Genomic DNA, 18,007 nt, shown 5'->3' with positions numbered 1-18,007 from the left:
GGGCCGGGCACTCCGCCCGGCCCGGTTCCGTCATGTCCGGAGCTTCAGGCCGGACCCTTCGGCGTTCATCAGGGTCATGGTGTCGCGGTCGATCTCGAAGGTGACCTCGCCCAGTTCGAGCGTGTCGGCGATGGCGCCCTCCACCTTCATCTTGTCCGCGTCGCACATCATCGCGGTCGTGGTGAGGCTGCTGCCGAACGTGATCTTCTGACCGTCCACTTCGTACTTCTCGGCGCCCGTGACGTCCGTCGACCCGCTGTTGCAGCCGCCCTGCACGTAGATGAAGCCGTTCTTGAAGGAGATCGTGCCCGTCACGCCGTCCGGCACCGACGACACGACGTCCTTCGTGATGATGCCTTCGACGGTCCAGGTGACGCCTTCCAGCGGCGCCTGGGGTTCCGGCGCGAGCACGATCTCGGCGTTCGCTCCGGTAAGCACGAGGTTCGGGCCGTCGAGCCTCCAGGACGGCTTCCCGTTGAGCAGCTTGGACAGCCACTCGTCCTGCTCCTGCAGGCCCTGGGCGGGACAGGCCATGTCGGTGGTGCTGAGGTCGGTGACCGTGAGCTTGCCGTCGTCGAGCGTCACCGGGCCCTGCATCTGGTTGCAGCCGGCGTTGGCGAGCAGCCTGCCGTCGGCGGTGAACCTCAGTTCCACCTTCGTGCCTGCGACCAACGTGCGCGGCTGGCCCTGTTCGGTGACGGACGTGGACGTGAACACCTTGCCCTGCACGCCGTTCCCTCCTCCCCCAGCCGATCCACATGCGGTGACCAGCAGGACGACGGCGATGAGAATCCGGGAACCCATGTGCGGCACTACTTCCCGAGTTTCAGGCCCGCGCCGGACGCGTTGGTCAGGCTCAGCGTGGCGCGATCGATTTCGTGAGTGGCCTCGCCGTTCTCGAACGTCGCGCGGACGGCGTTCTCCACCTCGTCCACCGGGCCACACGACTTCAGGGTGCTCGCCCCCAGCTTGGCCTTGATCGTCTGGCCGTCCAGCACGTACGGCGTTTCGGCGCCGTTCAGGTTGCAGCCTGTGTCCACGAGCATGTTGCCGCCCTTGAAGGTGATCGTGACCTTCACGCCCGCAGGTACGGACGAGACGGCGTCCTGGGTGACAAGGCTGTTGACGGTCCAGGTGCCCTCCAGGGTGGCGGGCTGTTCCGGTGCGAGCACGATCTCGGCGTTCGAGCCGGTGATCACGAGGTTCGTGCCGTCGAGCTTCCAGGACGGTGTCGCGCTGAGCAGCTTCGACAGCCACTCGTCCTGCTGGTGCAGCTCGGGCTTGGGGCACCCCATCGCGGTCATGCCGAGATCGGCGACGGAGAGCTTGCCGTCGTCGAGCTGCACCGGGCCCTGCATCTGGTTGCAGCCGGCGTTGGCCATGAGCCTGCCGTCGTCGGTGAACCTCAGTTCCACCCGCGTGCCCTCGACCATGGCGCGCGGCTGGCCCTTTTCGGTCACGGAGGACGAGACGTACACCTTGCCCCGCAGGTCGGCGCCCTGGCCCGCGGAGGGGCTGCCACAGGCCGTGGTGACGGCCAGGAGCAGGACGGCGAGCGCGATTCGGTAGCTCATGTAGGTAGGACGGAACGTCGTGGCGTTGGGGTTGCCCGAAGGCGAGGTCGTAGAGGCTCCTAGGGGGGTTGACAGTCAACGCGGCCGGCGCTCTACTTAACCCAGAGGTTAGATAACCAAGTGGTTAGGTACGAGATGGACCAGCTGAGCTCCACCTTCGCCGCACTGGCGGACCCGACCCGCCGGGCGATCCTCGCGCGGCTCACCGAGGGACCGGCAACGGTGAAGGAGCTCTCCGAGCCGTTCGACATCAGCGGCCCGGCGATCTCCAAACACCTGCGCGTGCTGGAGAAGGCAGGCCTGATCACCCGCGGCAGGGAGGCCCAGTGGCGTCCCTGCCAGCTCGACGCGACACCACTGAAGGAGGTTGCCGTGTGGGCTGAGAACTACCGCCGCTTCTGGGATGCGAGCTACGCGCGCCTGGACGCACTCTTGACCGAGATGAAGGAGACGGACCGATGACCACCACCAAGTTCGGCACCACCGTGACCCTCCCGTCGGACACCGAGATCGCGATGTCGCGCACGTTCGACGCCCCCGCTTCGTTGGTGTGGAAGGCTTTCACGACGCCTTCGTTGCTGCGCCGCTGGCTGCTCGGCCCGGACGGCTGGGAGATGCCGATCTGCGAGGTCGACCTGCGCGTGGGCGGCAAGTGGCGCTACGGCTGGGCGCAGCCGGACGGCTCCGGCGCGTTCGAGATGCACGGCGAATACACCGAGGTCACGCCGCACTCTCGCCTCGCGAACACGGAGATCTTCGAGGACTACCCACCGGCCATCACGACGGTCTCACTCGTCGAGGAGGACGGCCGCACGACGATGACCACCACGATGCGCCTGGTGTCGCAGGAAGCGCGGGACGCGGTGCTGGCGTCCGGCATGTCGGACGGCGCGGGACGCAGCTACGAGCGCCTGGGCGAGATCCTGGCTGCGCTCTGACAGTCCACTGTGGCTGTTCTCCCTGCGTAATCACCTTTTGTGGCACCGTTTCCCCCGGTCGGGTTGCGGATTCGTGGTTACCTTCGGGCGCATGGGACGTTTCTTCGTGGCTCTGGCCATCATGCTCGGCTTCGCCGTGCTGTCCGCTCCCCTCGCTCACGCAGCCCCAGGCACCCGCTGGGAAGTCGCCCCGTGCGCGTCCGGCACGAAGGCCCTGTGGCTGCCACGCGTCGACAAGTTCGGCACGGACCTGTCCTGCACGACCGAGGAAGCCCGTTCCGCGGCGGTGAAGGCGGCCAGGGACAGCGGCAGTTTGACGCGGATGGCGAACGTGGCCATCGCGTTCTCGCAGCAGCTCGCCGACAAGTCGCTGACCGCCACCTCGCCTTGCGTGCTGGGTGCCAAGGGGGCTGTGGGCGAGGCGATCGGCACCTGCGTGGCTTCGAGTTAGCGATCTTGTCGGTGGTGTCCTGCATGATGCGGTTTCGGGACACCACCGAGGGGATGGCTCGTGATCGTGCAGGGTTCCGGCGACCTGTTGGACGCCGATGTCGACGCGTTGGTGAACGCGGTGAACTGCGTCGGCGTGATGGGCAAGGGGTTGGCGTTGCAGTTCAAGCAGCGCTTCCCCGGCTACTTCGCGGCCTACGCAGCCGCCTGCGCTGCCGGAGAGGTGCGGCTGGGGCAGGTGCACGTGGTGTCTCTGGACCGGTGCTTCATCAGCTTTCCGACCAAGGGGCACTTCCGGTCGCGTTCGAAGCTGTCCGACGTGGCTTCCGGACTGGACGACCTGGTCCGGGTGATCGACTCGCTCGGTCTGCGGTCGGTGGCGGTGCCGCCGCTCGGGGCCGGGCTGGGCGGGCTCTCGTGGGCCGACGTGGAGCCGTTGATCGCGGCGAAGCTCGGGCCGCTGGACGCGACCGTCTTGGTCTACCGCCCGGAAAACGCTGTGCGGCTGGGGTTGTGACGGCTGCGGCAGCGGCTCCGGTTCGCTGACCTACGGCCCGATCTCCAGTCGAAGCAAACGTTCACGCACGGCGGAGCGTGCCTGCGCACCTTCATCGGCAAGCTGGCTCAGCGCTGCTCCCAGCGGCACCGACATGCGTGCGCGGTGCTCGAGCGGCAACATCGCGGCGGGCGAGGCCGGATCCCACTGGGACAAGGACTGGGCGAACCGCAGGGAGACCGTCCTCGCGGTGTAGGTCAGCTCTGCCCGCCTGATGCGCTTCTGCTTCACAGCATGCGAGTCGATGTTCAGGAACGTGACGCACAGCAGCTCGCCGCGGCCCGCCATGTCGAGCCACCTCCCGTAGCCGAGGAGATAGGACTGCGCCATCTCCTCGGGCTCGATGCCGGTCTCCTCGGTGAGCTCCCTCGTGGCGGCGTTGATGCCGAGCTGTGCCAGTGTCAGCCGTTGCTCGCCGTTGAAGTCCTTCGGCTCGACGCTGCCGGAACCGCTGGGTGCGAGCAGTTTCGGGCTGGAGATGTTCGTCTCCGCCTGCATCGTGCCGACCAGTCTGCCGTCGGTCGTGATGGCCACCGTCGACGCGCCGATCAGGTTGAACAGCCAGCTGTCGCGGAAGTTCCGGATGCGCCCGTCTCGCTGGACGAACAGCGACCGGCCGAACTCCGGCAGCACCCGGCCTTCGACTTCAACGTCCCACGTGGACAGTTCATCGGACTGCACGAAGCCGAAGTGGTTGCCGGCGACCACTTCGATGTCACGGCTCGCCCACGTCGGGTCGGTGAAGTTGGTGTTCCAGCCGACGCAGGGGCCGTTGAACCGGTGCGGGTTCCTCCCCAGCACGTACTTGAGGAACTTTCGCGCGTGAGGCTGCAGTTGCGAGGGAGCGACGTAGGACCGGCTGGCCAGCCGCACATACTGCTCGGGCGACCTCATCCGAGCACTGGTGTGCCGATCGTGGATGAACGTTCCTGCCTGTGTGGCCAGCACGCGGACGCTCTCGTCTCCCACCAGCCGGCTGGTCACGTCCTCGAACCCGTCGTTCGGCCTTGGCAGAAACTCGGTCTTCCTGGCCTCGCGCACGTTCTTGCGCACCTCCAGCACGATGAGCAGGATCGACAGCAGGGCCTCCACGACCAGCACACCGACCGGGATCGTGACGAAGGTTGACACGACACCGACCACCACGACGATCAGGCCGAGCAACGTCCAACGGTATTCGCTCGTGAAGCGGAGCATCCGGTAGCAGACGGTGTTGATCGTACGCATCGTTGTGGCCACGCGACCAAGATCGTGTGGCTGCTACAAGGCGTTACCCCTGCGTGCACCAGCCGCTCGTCGGGCGTGCAGCCGAGCCGAGCGGCAGTCGTTCGTCTCGTCTGCAAGGCTTCCAAGTCGTCCCACACGCGCCAGGTAGGTTGGTCGCTGTACAGAACCAAGCACCCGCCGAGGAGGTAGCTCGTGACCGACAACGCCCAGCCAGGGCGGGTTGGCTATCGCGAGATCGCGGACGACCTCCGGCGGCAGATCGACTCCGGCGAGCTTCCGCCCGGCAGCAAGGTTCCGGGCGAGAACGACCTCACGAGCCGATACGGCGTCGCGCAACTGACCGCGCGCCATGCCCTCGATGTACTGAAGACCGAAGGCCTGATCGTCGCGAAGCGCGGGTCGGGAACGTTCGTTCGCGAGTTCAAGCCGATCAGGCGCGTGTCGCCAGACCGGTTGCGGGCAAGCAACTCGTGGGGCTCGGGCCAGCCGATCTGGGCGACTGACATCGGCACTCGCCCGAGGACGGAGAACGTCGCTGTCGACGTCGAACTCCCGCTTACCTCGATCGCCGAGGTACTCGGCCTCGACGAGGGCGCCCGCGTGGTCGTCCGGCGCCGTACCTACGTGGTCGACGACAAGCCGGTGCAGCTCGCGACGTCCTACTACCCGGAAGCACTGGTCGCGGGATCCGCGATCAACGAGATCAACACGGGCGAGGGCGGTGCCTACGCCAGGCTCAGGGATCTGGGCTACGAGCCGGTCAGATTCCGCGAGGAGTTGCGGGTCCGCATGCCGCGCGAAGCCGAGCGCAGGGCTCTCGACATCACTCAGGACACGCCGATCATCTTGATCGTGCGGACGGCGTACACGGCCGATGACCAGCCAGTCGAGGTCAACGAGATGGTTCTCGACTCAGCGGCGTACATCCTCGAGTACAAGTTCACGTCGCAGGACTGACACTTGCGCTTCTATATAGAACTGCGCTTCACTGTCGAAGCCAAGTTCTATATAGAGATTGGGCGCCTCCATGTCGGGCATCATCGCGCCGTACATCACCGCGTGGAGCGCGGAGCAGGATCTGCCGTGCGCGCTCGTGGAGCGGTCTGACCACAGCATCGGGTACGCCAACGAACTGCTGAGCGACCGCGATCGGCATGGTGTGTTGTGGCGCCAGACCGCACTGCGCCACCGAGTCGGACGACCCGAGTTCGCCAGGGTTCATCCGTCGCGGCAGCGGCGGGCAATGGAACTGTTGCTGTGTCAGGTTTGCGGCGAGCCGGCGGACCGGAATGACGACGGTGTCCTGTGGCTGCAACGAGATTGCCGCGACGACTGGCCACAGTGGCCGGACGGGATGGCTTCGGCGGAGCCGCCGGTGTGCGTGCCGTGCGTGCCGATCGCGAGGCGCATGTGCCCTGCGTTGCAACGGGGAGCTGTCACGGTCCGCGTGAGGGACTGCCCAGTCGTCGGTGTCCGGGGCGTGTTCTACCGGCAGAGCGTGCTGGCGCCTACAGCCGCCAAGGCAGGGAACTTCGCCTACGACGATCCCGCGGTGCGCCGGGTTCTTGCCTCCGCGCTGATCCGCGAGCTGCGCGGCTGCGTCATCGTCCCGCTCGAAGAGGTGAGCGGGACGATGACTCGAAGCCTCAGCCGTTGAGCACGGCGCGCGACATGACCACGCGCTGCACCTGGTTCGTGCCCTCGTAGATCTGCGTGATCTTCGCGTCCCGCATCATCCGCTCGACCGGGAAGTCGCGCGTGTAGCCAGCACCGCCGAAGAGCTGCACCGCGTCCGTCGTGACCTCCATGGCCACGTCGGAGGCGAAGCACTTGGCGGCGGCGGTGATGAAGCCGATGTTCGGCTCGCCGCGCTCCGCCTTGGCGGCCGCCACGTAGACCATGTGGCGGGCTGCCTCGATCTTCATCGCCATGTCGGCGAGCATGAACTGGACGCCCTGGAAGTCCGAAATGGACTTTCCAAACTGCTTGCGGTCCTTGACGTACGCGACCGCGGCTTCCAGTGCGCCCTGCGCGATGCCGACTGCCTGGGCGCCGATGGTCGGGCGGGTGTGGTCCAGGGTCCGCAGAGCGGTCTTCAGGCCGGTGCCCGGCTCGCCGATGATGCGGTTGGCGGGGATCGTGCAGTTCTCGAAGTAGATCTCGCGGGTCGGCGAGCCCTTGATGCCGAGCTTGCGTTCCTTCGGGCCCACCGAGAAGCCCTCGTCGTCCTTGTGCACGACGAACGCCGAGATGCCCTGCGACTTCTTCGGTGCCTGCGGGTCCGTCACGGCCATGACGGTGTACCAGGTGGACTCGCCCGCGTTGGTGATCCAACACTTGGTGCCGTTGAGCACCCAGTGGTCACCGTCGAGCAGGGCCCTGGTGCGCATCGACGCGGTGTCGGAGCCCGCCTCGCGTTCGGACAGCGCGTACGACGCCATGGCCTCGCCCGAGGCGATGGACGGCATGACGAGCTGCTTGAGCTCGTCGGAGGCCGAGAGCAGGATCGGCATGGTGCCGAGCTTGTTCACCGCCGGGATCAGCGAGGACGACGCGCAGACGCGGGCCACTTCCTCGATGACGATGCACGTGGCGACGGAGTCGGCGCCCTGGCCGTCGTAGTCCTCGGGCACGTGGACGGCCGCGAAGCCTGCCTTGACCAGGGCGTTGTGTGCCTCTACCGGGAAGCGCTCGTTCTCGTCGACCTCGGCCGCGTACGGCTTGATCTCCTTCTCGGCAAGCGAGCGGACGGCCTCTCGCAGCGCCTCGTGCTCCTCGGCGAGCTGATAGGTGCCGAAGCTCGGGTTCACCTTATTACCTCCCAGTAGCGAGTACTCGGCACGATGTTAGCGCTCGTTCACGTCGGGCGCCGCTGTGCTGTTGAGCACTCAGAGGGACTTCTGCAGCGCCGCGTCCTTGTCTAGTACGAGCTGCTCGAGTTCTGCCTGGAAGCGGGCCATGCGCTCCTGCAACCCGGCATCCGAGGAGGCCAGCACGCGGACGGCCAGCAGGCCGGCGTTGCGTGCGCCACCGACTGAGACCGTGGCGACCGGGACGCCCGCGGGCATCTGCACGATCGACAGCAGCGAGTCCATGCCGTCGAGGTACTTCAACGGCACCGGAACGCCGATCACCGGGAGCACGGTGGCGGAGGCGACCATGCCGGGCAGGTGGGCGGCACCGCCCGCACCCGCGATGATCACTCGCAGGCCGCGGGACGCAGCCGACGTCGCGTAGTCGAGCATGCGCTGCGGGGTGCGGTGCGCGGAGACGACACTCACCTCGAACGGTACGTCGAACTCGGCGAGCGCCTCGGTGGCCGCCTTCATCACCGGCCAGTCCGAGTCGCTGCCCATGATCACGCCAACCTGAGTCACTCCGCGCTCCCGTGAATGTCGTATCCGTCTGACCAAACACCCGTGGACAGCCAGTCGGCGGCAAGCCGCGCGCGCCGGCGGACCTCGGGCATGTCGTTGCCGAGGAACGTCACGTGCCCGATCTTGCGACCCGGCCGTTCCTCCTTGCCGTACAGGTGCACGTGCGCGTCCGGGTACCGGGCGAACAGGTGGTGCACGCGCTCGTCGGGGCCCATCGCGGGCGTCTCGGTCGCGCCGAGGACGTTCGCCATCACGACGGCCGGCGCCATCAGGTCGGTGCGGCCGAGCGGATAGTCGAGGACGGCGCGCAGGTGCTGCTCGAACTGCGACGTGCGTGCGCCCTCGATCGACCAGTGGCCGGAGTTGTGCGGGCGCATCGCGAGCTCGTTCACGACCACGCCGTTCGCGGTCTCGAACAGCTCGACGGCCAGCACGCCCACGACGCCCAGCGCGTCGGCGACCTTCAGCGCCAGTTCCTGGGCCGCGGCTCCGTCCAGCGCGGGCGCGGGTGCCAGCACCTCGACGCAGATGCCGTCGGACTGCACGGTCTCGACGACCGGCCACGCCGCGCCCTGCCCGAACGGCGAGCGCGCCACGACGGCCGCCAGCTCGCGGCGCATCGGCACGCACTGCTCGACCATCAACGGCGTGCCGGACTCCAGCAGCTCGGGAACGACCCGCTCGGCGCTCTGCGGCGTGTTCAGCATCCACACGCCACGCCCGTCGTAACCGCCGCGGATCGCCTTCAGCACGCACGGCCAGCCGTGCTCCGCGCCGAAGCGGAGCACGTCACGAACCTCGTGCACCTCGGTGAACGGCGGCACCGGCAGGCCCAGCTCGGCCAGCCGCACGCGCATCTTCAGCTTGTCCTGCGCGAACTGCAGCGCGTCCGGGCCGGGGTGCACCTTCACGCCCTCGGCGACCAGCGCGCGCAGGTGGTCCTGAGGCACGTGCTCGTGGTCGAAGGTGACCACCTCGCAGCCCTTGGCGAACGAGCGCAGCGCTTCGAGGTCGGTGTGCGTGCCGAGCACCACCTCCCGCGCGACGAGCGCGGCAGGGTCGTTCTCGGAGACTGCGAGCACGCGCAGCGACTGACCGAGCGGGATCGCGGCCTGGTGCGTCATGCGGGCGAGCTGCCCGCCGCCGATCATTCCGACGACGGGGAGACGGGTACGAGAGTCCACGGTTCAGGCATTCTACCTGCGGCTACAGCGACACTCACCACCACGCCCAGCTCGCGCCCGCGCTAGCCCTCGGCCTTGGTGGCGGTGGAATCCGACGTGCTCTCCGCGCTCTCCTCGCCCGAAGCGGACTTCGGCTCCTCGGCCTCGATTGCCGCTCCGACCAGGACCGCGGCCGGCGCGGAAGCGGCGACCTGCGATGGCTTCCCGATGCGACGGTGCGAGCGGGAGGGCTTCCACCCGCCGCCGTGCCGCATCAACCGGAACACGAGCAAGAACAGCCCCAAGGCCAGTAACGCACAGATGACGAACTCGATGATCTGGAACGTCGCGAGCCGCTCGACCGGCTGGTATTCGACGTACGTGCCGATGGCGGCCTTCTCGTTGCGCATGCAGGTGTTCGTGTTGATCGCCTGCATGCACTTGTCCAGCACGCTCACCGGTTCGAAGTCGGGGCCGACGAAGCCGTTGCCGAGCTCAAGTCCGCGGTCCGGCACGACGGGGGTGTTCTCCCAGCGCACGATCACGCGTTCCGGCGGCAGGTAGTAGTCGCGCGCCACCACGGACACGAGGACGCGCGCGAGCATGAAGAACACCAGGGTGCCCGCGACCGCCGTCATGACGTGCCTGGTCAGCAGGCCGACGAGCACGCCGACCGCCAGCCCGAGGACGGCGTAACCGGCCTGCACGAGCGGGTTGGCCTCGAACGAGGACCACGACCTCCTCGTGCCGACGTAACCGTCGCCGGTTCCGACGAGCGCGCCAAGCAGGACGGCCAGGACGCCGAACACGAGCAGCTTGCCGCGCAACCACTGCACGGGCGTGACGTCCTGGCCCCAGGCCACGAAGTAGGTGCGTTCCTCCAGCTCACGGGCGATGAGCGGCGCGCCCCAGAACATGCCGATCACGCCGCCGAACCCGAGCTGCACCATGAGGGCGTAGAAGCCGACGATCGGCATCGTGACCGCCCCGCCCTCGTACTCCGTCGAGACGAGGCCGTACACGGCGAGCAGGGCGACGGCCATGACGCCGATGATGGGCCAGCGGTGCTGACGCCAGGTCAGCCAGATGATCGAGTCCAGTTTCACGCCGCACGCTCCAGGTGCGCCACGACCAGCTCCTCCAGCGTCACGTACCGCGCGGTCCATGGCTCGTCGATCCGCGTGCCGCCAGAACGCACTAAGTACGACGATTGCGATTGGCCGTGCTTCGCGAGCACCACGGGCCCCTCCACGGGTGATTTCGAGGCGTGCGGGCCGGTGTAGAGAACGTGCTCTTCCAGCAACTCGTCCGTGTCGCCGTTCACCAGCAGCCGTCCGCCGGACAGCAGCAGCAACCGGTCGGCCACGCCACCGATCTCGGCGACGACGTGCGTGGAGAAGACCAGCGTCATGCCGTTGTCGTTGACCTCGGTCAGCAACTCCCGCATGACCTTGTGGCGCGCGAGAGGGTCCAATTCGGACAGTGGCTCGTCCAGCAGCATGACGTCCGGGCGAGAGCCCAACGCCAGCGCGAGCGTCACGTGCGTGCGCTGGCCGCCGGACAGGTCACCGATCTGGAGCCTGCGCGGCACCTTGAACCGGGTGAGCCACTCGTCGGCGCGGTCGTCGTCCCAGATGTCGTTCATGCGGCGGCCGAACTGCAGCACGTCCGCGACCTTGAACGACCTGTACATCGGCTTGTGCTGCGGCACGTACGCCACCCGGCCCGCGATCGACGAGTGACCCGAGTCCGGTGGCAGGTGCCCGGCCAGCACGTTGAGCAGCGTCGACTTGCCGGAGCCGTTGGCCCCGACCATCGCCGTGACGCTTCCCGGCGGCAGCTCGAAGGAGACGTTCCGCAACGCCCACTTCGACACTTCGGCCGCGACCACGCTCATTGCGCTCCCCCACTCAGCACTTCGCGCATCAGCGCGTAGATGTCCTCGTCCTCCAACCCGGCGGAGCGTGCCTCCGCGACCCACGTGGCGAGCTTGGCGCGCAACGGGTCCAGGTCCTCGGGGGCGGCGGACCCCAAGGTGGCCTTGACGAAGGTGCCGGAGCCCTGACGGGCTTCGACGAGGCCGGCGAGCTCCAGCTCGCGGTAGGCCTTGAGCACGGTGTTCGCGTTCACGCCGCTCGTGGCGACGACGTCGCGGACCGTCGGCAGCCGATCACCCGGCTGCAACCAGCCGAGCCTCAGAGCCTCCCTGACCTGCTGCCCCAGCTGCAGGTACGCGGGAAACCCGCTGCCGCGGTCAACGTGGAACTCGACCACGCACGCTCCCCAGATTGTTCTAGTGAGCTAGCACAATAGAACACTTCTGGGAGAGTTGGGAAGCTACCCCGGTGGGGACATGGGGAAGGGCCGCCGGGCGCGGGACAGGGGGGTCAGCGCCCGAGGGAGGTGAGCAGCGCACGGGCCTCGGCGTGCGTGTCCGGCAACTGTTCGACCCAGACCTTCGCGGGCCCGACCGGCCGGACGTGGGGGTCGTCGGCGAGCCGGTCGGCCGCCAGGACCCTGAGGTTCGAGACTCTTCGGGCAAGAAGTCCGTCGCGACGGACCAGCACCGCGGCCACGCACGGACCGAGGGACGCCAGCGTCTCGCCACCGTCGAAAACGATGCGCAACGCGTCCGACGCGAGCGTCATCGCGACGACACGGGACCAGCCCGACGCACGGTGCACGTCGAGCCGCAGCAGGACGAGGGCGTAGTCGAGGGAAGCGACCGGCGTCTCCCGGTACACCTCGCCCAGCCGTGTCCTCAGGTAGGCGGCAGTCGCCAGCCCGGTCAGAGGATCTTCGGCCGCGCAGTCGCCGGCCTGCTTCGTCACCACGTCCGCCCATCCCAGTGCTGTCATGCGCACCATCTGCGAAGGGAGCGCGTCGACGTCCGGCGACACGACGTGCGACACCTCTGTCAGCACGGCGTGCAGCGCGGCCAGGTCCAGCAGCGTCTCGCTCAGGCCCGCTCCGGCCTCGGCGCGTGCGCGGCCCAGCCGGACCAGCGCGTCGCCGGGGTCGGCGCCGTCCAGCATCGCCGCGCACACGTCGTCGACCTCGGCGAGCGGCCAGTCTGCGGGGAACGCCCAGCCGGCGGCCATGGTGGCGGTGCGCCACCTCGACTTCAGCAGGCGCTCCGCTTGTGCGACACCCACCCGGTCTCCCTTCAGTTCGCCCGATTCCAGGTGGGAGACGCAGCCGTCGCTGATTCGTGACGCAACCCGCGCGGGGGATTGAGATGACTGCGCCAGGCGTCGTAAGTCACACTGGGCGCCGCGTGGGAGGGAAACAAAGACTGTGGCGATCGTTTCTGCAGACGTCCAGGGGCCGAGCGACGCGGAACTCATCGAGTCCGTTCGCGGCGGGACCATCGACGCCTACGGCAAGTTGTACGAACGCCACGTCTCGGCGGCCTACAACCTCGCGCGCCAGCTGGCGCGCTCCCCGGCGGAAGCCGACGACCTCGTCTCCGAGGCGTTCGCGAAGGTCCTCGACACGCTCCGCGGCGGTCGCGGCCCCGACTCGGCGTTCCGCGCGTACCTGCTCACGGCGTTGCGCCATACCGCGTACGACAAGACGCGCCGCGACAAGAAGATCGACCTCACCGAGGACATGACCGACGTCGCGCCGGCCGTGCAGTTCAGCGACACCGCGGTGGCCGGGCTGGAGCGCTCGCTCGCCGCCCGCGCGTTCGCCGCCCTGCCCGAGCGCTGGCAGATGGTGCTCTGGCACACCGAGATCGAGGGCCAGTCGCCCGCCGAGGTCGCCCCGTTGCTCGGGCTGACGGCCAACGGCGTGTCCGCGCTCGCCTATCGCGCCCGTGAGGGCCTCAAGCAGCAGTACCTGCAGATGCACCTGGCCGACACGGAGGGGGAACGCTGCAGGGCGACCGTCGACCGGCTCGGCGCCTGGACCCGCGCGGGCCTGTCCAAGCGCGAGGCGACCCAGGTCGAGGCGCACCTCGATGAGTGCGGCCGGTGCCGGGCGCTGGCCGCCGAACTCGCGGACGTCAACGGCGCGCTGCGGATCTTCGTCGCCCCGCTCGTGCTGGGCATCGGTGCCACGACGTACCTGGTGGCCGCCGGCACGACGACGGCCGTCGTCGGTGCCGGAGCGGCCGCGGGTGGTGCGGGCGCCGTCGGTGCCGCGATCCCCCGCCAGCTCGTCACGGTCGGAGGTTCCGCGGCCGCCGTGGCCGCAGCCGTGATGATCGCGCTGGCGGCCGGCGGCGAGCAGCAGGCGCCGGTGGTGCAGGCCGTCCAGCCCCCGCCGGCGCAGACGCAGGTCCAGTCGCCGAGGCCACCGGTGCCCCCGGTTCCGCCCGCTCCCGCCCCTGCCACGGAACCGCCGCCGACGACGGTGCCGCCGCCCCCGGTGACCCCGCCCGCGCCGCCGGCACCGCCACCCGCTCCGGAACCTCCCGCGCCCGCACCGCCGTTGCTCACGCCGACCACGCCGATCGGGTACTCGCTGACGCCGGGCGAGGAGCCCAAGGACTTCCCGATCACCGTCCGGAACACCGGCGGCACCGCGTCGTCGCCCGCGAGCATGGTGCTGAACCTGCCGCCGGGCGTCGTGTCGACGGGCGGGCCGTCGGGCTTCGGCGCCGCGCGCCTGCTGCAGCCGGACGGCTCCGCCGACCAGACCGTGAACTGCCCCGCCGGTACCGGCACGATCACGTGCGTGACGCCGCAGGGCATCGCACCGGGCGGGCAGGCGACGTTCCACTTCCTGCTGCGGGCCACCGACGCCGCCGTGCCCGGCACGATCACCGGTGTCATCAGCGCGGGCACGGCGGTCACGGTCGACATCAGGGTCGAGGTCAACGTGCCGCCGGTGAACGACGACATCGACCTCTTCGTGAAGACGTGGAGCCAGGTGTGGTGGCACCACCCGCGAGCGGACGTCGTGGTGCGCAACAAGGGCCCGCGCGCGGGCACGCTGAAGCTGGACATCTCGTCGACGAAGGACCTGGTGATCTTCGCGCCGTACCGGCAGTGCGCGCAGGTGGACAAGAGGTCGATCCGCTGCGTCGCCGACCTGGACAAGGACGACAGGTTCCGGATGTCCTTCTGGGCGTTCGGACGCCACGGCGGGGACATCACCGTGACGGCCGCGCTGGGCAACGCGACGAAGTCCGTGACCGTGCCGATGAAGGGCTGGCCGGAGCACCCGCCGGGCGAGGAACCGCCGAACCCGCCGACGTCCAGCACGACGGTGCCGCCGACGACCACGACCACGGAGCCCACGAAGCCGACGCGGCCGACCGAGCCCACGAAACCGACCGTGCCCACCGAACCGACGCCGACGACCACGCCGCCCCAGCCAACGGAGCCCTCGACGCCGGAGGCCCCGCCGTCGACGACGCCGCCACCGTCCCTGCCCCCGTCGACACCGCCGACGACCACGCCACCGCCAAGGACCGAAGAGCCGTGCGAGCGGCCGCCGCGCCTGTTTCCGCGACTGATCGGCGGCCTGATCGGCCGGCCGGACTGCGAACCGCCGCGAAGTTGATCAGAAGTTGATCTTTGATTGTCACTGAACGTGCAGGTCATGCACCTCTGTGTCGCGGTATGTAACACCCGGAGGCAGGCACCGTTACCTAGATCCGTAAGCTGGCGCGGTGCTGCCAGTCGTTCGCCGTGCCATGAGCCGGCTGCCGGAACCGGTCCAGTTCCTGATGCACAAGCACCGCGAGTTGCTCCGGTTCGCGCTGGTAGGCGGCACGACGTTCGTCATCGACAACGGTGTCTGGTACGCGCTCAAGCTCACCGTGCTGACCGACAAGGTCGTCACGGCGAAGGTCATCGGCGTGCTGGTGGCGATCATCGCCTCGTACGTGCTGTCGCGCGAGTGGTCCTTCCACACCCGCGGCGGCCGCGAACGCCACCACGAGGCCGCCCTGTTCTTCTTGGTGAGCGGCGTCGCCGTGGGCATCAACATCGCCCCGCTGTGGCTGTCACGGCACCTGTTCGGCCTGCAGGCCCCGTTCGTGTCGGTCATGACCGAGGAGATCGCGGACTTCGTCTCGGGCTCGATCCTCGGCATGTTGCTCGCGACCGGCTTCAAGTTCTGGGCGATGCGCCGCTGGGTCTTCCCCGACGCGGGCGCTCGGCCGGACCGGCGTGTTCACCCGATCTCCGTAGACTCGTCGCGTGTCCCTAGCCGAAACAGTGGTCTCGCGGTTCCCGGAGCCGATTCGGTCGATCGCGCTGAAGCATCGTGAACTAGTCAAGTTCGCCCTGGTCGGGGGCACCTGCTTCGTGATCGACACGGTCCTGTTCTTCGGGATCAAGACGGTGGTCCTGCCGAACAACCCGGTGACGGCGAAGATCATCGCGACGCTGGTCGCCACGATCGTGTCGTACATCCTGAACAGGGAGTGGTCGTTCCGCACCCGCGGCGGCCGCGAGCGTCACCACGAGGCGTTGCTGTTCTTCCTGGTCAACGGCATCGGCATCGTGCTGAACTCGATCCCGCTCTACGTCGCGCGGTACGCGTTCCACCTGCAGGAACCGCACGTGTCGCGGCTCACCGAGGAGATCTCGGACTTCCTGAGCGCGCAGATCATCGGCACGCTCATCGCGATGGCGTTCCGCTGGTACGGCTACAAGAACTGGGTCTTCCCCGACGAGAACGGCCGCAAGGGCCGGTCGATCGAGGACGAGAAGGAACTCGGCCACTCCTAGGGCCTGTATCGAAGTCTGATCCGCGATAGCCGGGCCAGACTTCGATACAGGCCCTAACGGGGTGTGCTCGGCTTCTTCCAGGAGATCCCCACCACGTCCTGGGCCTTCGGCACCGGCAGGAACACGGCGAACGTCGCCGGCCGCGCCGTGGACAGCTCCAACCGGCCGCCGTCCGCGTCGACCAGCGCCCGTGCGAGCGCCAGGCCCACACCGGTCGAGCCGCCGCCGGAGACGCCGCGCTCGAAGATGTGCGCCGCGAGCTCGTCCGGAACGCCCGCTCCGCCGTCGCTGACCTCTACGACGACGGTGCCCTCCTCGCTGCGTGCGGAGACCACGACCGACCCCTCGCCGTGGCGCAGGGCGTTGTCCAGCAGCACCCCGATGGCCTCGCGGAGGCGAGCGGGGGTGGCGCGGGCCAGCAGGCCGTCCGGGACGCGGACGCGCAGTGCCCGGCCCTGGCCCTTGACCTGCTCGCGCCACTCGTCGGCGATCAGGTTCAGCGCGGGCCGCAGCTCCAGCGGCTCGGCGTCGACGGCTCGGGCCGCGCGGGCGGCGGCGAGGAGTTCGTCCAGCACGGCGGCGAGGCGTTCGGCCTGTTCCAGGGCCGCGCGGGCCTCGGCGGCCGTCTCGGGTTCCGGGTGCTCGGCGAGGGCTTCCAGGCGCAGCTGGAGGGCCGTGAGGCGGCTGCGGAGCTGGTGGGAGACGTCGCCGACCAGCTCGCGTTCGCGCTGGACAAGCCTCGCCAGCGCGGTGGCGGACGTGTCGAGTGCGTCGGAGACCGCGTCGAGCTCCTGGATGTTGTAGCGCTGCTCGTCGGCGCGGAAGTCGCCGGCGCCGAGCCGGGACGCGCGGGCGGCCACGTGGCCCAGCGGGCGGGCAAGCGTTTGCGCAGTCACCAGGGCGACGACCGTGCCGGTGCCGACGGAGAGCGCCAGCAGGAGCAGCACCAGGCCTGCCACCTGGGCCTGCGAGGTGTGCATCGGGCCGGAGGGGATCTCCAGGCGGACGGTGCCCTGCTGCGCGATCGGCAGTTCGACGGTCAGCGGGTCGTCGCCCGGCGAGGGACCCGTGGACTTGGTGGTGCCCGCGGACACGACGGTGAGACGGCCATCGGTCGGGATGGCGATCCGGACGGCGTCGATGTCGAGGCTCTGCTGCTTGGCGAGCTGGTCGTCGAGCGTCGTCGCGATCCGCTGGGCGCTTTCGCTCAGGTCGGCGCGGGCCGTGTCCTCGACGAGCTGCAGCGCGGTGTAGCCGAGCGGGAGGCCCAGCACGATTCCGGTGACGGCGACGGCGAGCAGGATCGCCCGCAGGATCCGGCGGCGCACTAGTCGGCGTTGAAGCGGAAGCCGCGGCCGCGCACGGTCGCGATGTGCTTCTCGGCGGAGTTCGGGATGCCGTCGCTGAGCTTCCTGCGCAGCCACGACATGTGCATGTCGAGGGTCTTGCTGCCCTTGAGGTCCGGGTCGTTCCAGACCTCGGACAGGATCTCGTCGCGGCTCACGACCTGGCCCGCGCGCTGGATCAGCACCTTGAGCAGCTCGAACTCCTTGTTCGCGAGCTGGATCTCGCCGCCGTCGACGGTGACACGGCGGGCGGCCAGGTCGACGCGCACGCCGTTGACCTCCAGCGTTCCCGGCGCGCGGCGGCGCAGCAGCGCCCGGATGCGGGCCATCAGCTCGGCCAGGCGGAACGGCTTGGCGACGTAGTCGTCCGCGCCCGCGTCGAGCCCGACCACGAAGTCGACCTCGTCGGCCCGGGCCGTGAGCATCAGCACGGGCACGCCCCTGCCGCTCTGGCGCAGCCGCCGGCACACCTCCAGCCCGTCCATGCCCGGCAGGCCGAGGTCCAGCACCAGGAGGTCGATGCCCCCGGCGAGGGCGGTGTCGAAGGCACTTGGCCCGTCACTGACGACCTGCACGGAATAACCCTCCCGCGTCAACGCGCGGGAGAGAGGTTCCGCGATGGCCGGGTCGTCCTCGGCCAGCAACACCACGCTCACGGGCCCCAGCGTATTCGTGGAACGATCGCCG

At 68.9% G+C, this 18,007-nt stretch carries 21 protein-coding genes; 9 read left to right on the top strand and 12 right to left on the bottom strand.

Features of this window, described 5'->3' with window-relative positions:
* Window positions 1-30: 30 nt before the first annotated feature.
* Both IG04_RS0111145 and IG04_RS0111140 read right to left on the bottom strand, forming a co-directional pair.
* On the bottom strand, window positions 31-804 hold the full coding sequence (locus tag IG04_RS0111145) for an META domain-containing protein (RefSeq protein WP_144065202.1): 774 nt from the start codon (window positions 802-804) through the stop codon (window positions 31-33).
* 8 nt (window positions 805-812) lie between these two features.
* The gene (locus IG04_RS0111140; protein ID WP_030476513.1) at window positions 813-1,574 is read right to left on the bottom strand and encodes an META domain-containing protein; all 762 of its coding nucleotides are present in this window, start codon (window positions 1,572-1,574) and stop codon (window positions 813-815) included.
* Window positions 1,575-1,709: 135 nt separating this feature from the next.
* Between IG04_RS0111140 and IG04_RS0111135 the strand changes: the two genes are divergently transcribed.
* The 4 genes from IG04_RS0111135 to IG04_RS0111120 all read left to right on the top strand — a co-directional run bounded on the left by IG04_RS0111135 (window position 1,710) and on the right by IG04_RS0111120 (window position 3,479).
* Entirely contained in the window at window positions 1,710-2,036 is a 327-nt protein-coding gene (locus tag IG04_RS0111135; RefSeq protein ID WP_030476512.1) for an ArsR/SmtB family transcription factor, read from the top strand.
* A complete protein-coding gene (locus IG04_RS0111130; protein WP_030476511.1) occupies window positions 2,033-2,512 on the top strand; it encodes an SRPBCC family protein in 480 nt (159 codons plus the stop codon). Before IG04_RS0111135 ends, IG04_RS0111130 begins: the two co-directional genes overlap by 4 nt.
* A 91-nt stretch (window positions 2,513-2,603) precedes the next feature.
* Window positions 2,604-2,963 (top strand): hypothetical protein, encoded by a 360-nt coding sequence (locus IG04_RS0111125; protein WP_030476510.1) that lies wholly within the window; start codon window positions 2,604-2,606, stop codon window positions 2,961-2,963.
* Between the two features lie 60 nt (window positions 2,964-3,023).
* Window positions 3,024-3,479 carry a macro domain-containing protein gene (locus IG04_RS0111120; protein ID WP_030476509.1) on the top strand — a complete coding sequence of 152 codons (456 nt, stop codon included), beginning with the start codon at window positions 3,024-3,026 and terminating at the stop codon, window positions 3,477-3,479.
* Window positions 3,480-3,509: 30 nt separating this feature from the next.
* On the opposite strand, the gene IG04_RS0111115 is transcribed toward IG04_RS0111120, so the two are convergent.
* Complete coding sequence (locus tag IG04_RS0111115) at window positions 3,510-4,745, bottom strand: hypothetical protein (protein ID WP_051769580.1); 1,236 nt, start codon at window positions 4,743-4,745, stop codon at window positions 3,510-3,512.
* A gap of 192 nt (window positions 4,746-4,937) precedes the next feature.
* Here IG04_RS0111115 and IG04_RS0111110 point away from each other — a divergent pair, with 192 nt between their 5' ends.
* Both IG04_RS0111110 and IG04_RS0111105 read left to right on the top strand, forming a co-directional pair.
* Window positions 4,938-5,702: a GntR family transcriptional regulator gene (locus IG04_RS0111110; protein ID WP_030476507.1), complete on the top strand. Its 765-nt coding sequence runs from the start codon at window positions 4,938-4,940 to the stop codon at window positions 5,700-5,702.
* Window positions 5,703-5,772: 70 nt separating this feature from the next.
* Entirely contained in the window at window positions 5,773-6,402 is a 630-nt protein-coding gene (locus IG04_RS0111105) for a hypothetical protein (RefSeq protein ID WP_030476506.1), read from the top strand.
* Here IG04_RS0111105 and IG04_RS0111100 read toward each other — a convergent pair.
* The 7 genes from IG04_RS0111100 to IG04_RS0111070 all read right to left on the bottom strand — a co-directional run bounded on the left by IG04_RS0111100 (window position 6,392) and on the right by IG04_RS0111070 (window position 12,440).
* Window positions 6,392-7,555 (bottom strand): acyl-CoA dehydrogenase, encoded by a 1,164-nt coding sequence (locus IG04_RS0111100; protein ID WP_030476505.1) that lies wholly within the window; start codon window positions 7,553-7,555, stop codon window positions 6,392-6,394. The two genes, IG04_RS0111105 and IG04_RS0111100, sit on opposite strands and share 11 nt — an antisense overlap.
* Before the next feature lie 78 nt (window positions 7,556-7,633).
* Window positions 7,634-8,122 carry a 5-(carboxyamino)imidazole ribonucleotide mutase gene (gene purE, locus IG04_RS0111095; RefSeq protein ID WP_030476504.1) on the bottom strand — a complete coding sequence of 163 codons (489 nt, stop codon included), beginning with the start codon at window positions 8,120-8,122 and terminating at the stop codon, window positions 7,634-7,636.
* Window positions 8,119-9,306: a 5-(carboxyamino)imidazole ribonucleotide synthase gene (locus IG04_RS0111090; RefSeq protein ID WP_030476503.1), complete on the bottom strand. Its 1,188-nt coding sequence runs from the start codon at window positions 9,304-9,306 to the stop codon at window positions 8,119-8,121. The genes purE and IG04_RS0111090 overlap by 4 nt, the downstream gene beginning before the upstream one ends.
* 62 nt (window positions 9,307-9,368) lie before the next feature.
* A complete protein-coding gene (locus IG04_RS0111085; protein ID WP_030476502.1) occupies window positions 9,369-10,391 on the bottom strand; it encodes an ABC transporter domain-containing protein in 1,023 nt (340 codons plus the stop codon).
* Window positions 10,388-11,182 (bottom strand): ATP-binding cassette domain-containing protein, encoded by a 795-nt coding sequence (locus tag IG04_RS0111080; protein WP_030476501.1) that lies wholly within the window; start codon window positions 11,180-11,182, stop codon window positions 10,388-10,390. The genes IG04_RS0111085 and IG04_RS0111080 overlap by 4 nt, the downstream gene beginning before the upstream one ends.
* Window positions 11,179-11,559: a GntR family transcriptional regulator gene (locus IG04_RS0111075; RefSeq protein WP_030476500.1), complete on the bottom strand. Its 381-nt coding sequence runs from the start codon at window positions 11,557-11,559 to the stop codon at window positions 11,179-11,181. Before IG04_RS0111075 ends, IG04_RS0111080 begins: the two co-directional genes overlap by 4 nt.
* Window positions 11,560-11,672: 113 nt before the next feature.
* Window positions 11,673-12,440 (bottom strand): GGDEF domain-containing protein, encoded by a 768-nt coding sequence (locus IG04_RS0111070; RefSeq protein WP_245815918.1) that lies wholly within the window; start codon window positions 12,438-12,440, stop codon window positions 11,673-11,675.
* A gap of 142 nt (window positions 12,441-12,582) precedes the next feature.
* On the opposite strand from IG04_RS0111070, the gene IG04_RS0111065 reads away from it, so the two are divergent.
* The 3 genes from IG04_RS0111065 (at window position 12,583) to IG04_RS0111055 (ending at window position 15,974) form a co-directional block, all read left to right on the top strand.
* Window positions 12,583-14,799: a sigma-70 family RNA polymerase sigma factor gene (locus tag IG04_RS0111065; protein ID WP_030476498.1), complete on the top strand. Its 2,217-nt coding sequence runs from the start codon at window positions 12,583-12,585 to the stop codon at window positions 14,797-14,799.
* A gap of 112 nt (window positions 14,800-14,911) precedes the next feature.
* Entirely contained in the window at window positions 14,912-15,511 is a 600-nt protein-coding gene (locus IG04_RS0111060) for a GtrA family protein (RefSeq protein ID WP_051769683.1), read from the top strand.
* Window positions 15,441-15,974, top strand: coding sequence for a GtrA family protein (locus IG04_RS0111055; protein ID WP_030476496.1), 534 nt, complete (start codon window positions 15,441-15,443; stop codon window positions 15,972-15,974). The genes IG04_RS0111060 and IG04_RS0111055 overlap by 71 nt, the downstream gene beginning before the upstream one ends.
* A gap of 53 nt (window positions 15,975-16,027) precedes the next feature.
* Here IG04_RS0111055 and IG04_RS0111050 read toward each other — a convergent pair whose 3' ends face one another.
* Together IG04_RS0111050 and IG04_RS0111045 are read right to left on the bottom strand one after the other, a co-directional pair.
* Window positions 16,028-17,302: an ATP-binding protein gene (locus IG04_RS0111050; RefSeq protein ID WP_030476495.1), complete on the bottom strand. Its 1,275-nt coding sequence runs from the start codon at window positions 17,300-17,302 to the stop codon at window positions 16,028-16,030.
* Window positions 17,302-17,976, bottom strand: coding sequence for a response regulator transcription factor (locus IG04_RS0111045; protein ID WP_030476494.1), 675 nt, complete (start codon window positions 17,974-17,976; stop codon window positions 17,302-17,304). Before IG04_RS0111045 ends, IG04_RS0111050 begins: the two co-directional genes overlap by 1 nt.
* Window positions 17,977-18,007: the final 31 nt, after the last annotated feature.

The organism is Lentzea albidocapillata (assembly GCF_000719115.1).
Taxonomy (GTDB): Bacteria; Actinomycetota; Actinomycetes; order Mycobacteriales; family Pseudonocardiaceae; genus Lentzea; species Lentzea albidocapillata.
Note: the sequence above shows the minus strand (reverse complement) of the source record. Positions and strands in the feature narration are given on the sequence as shown.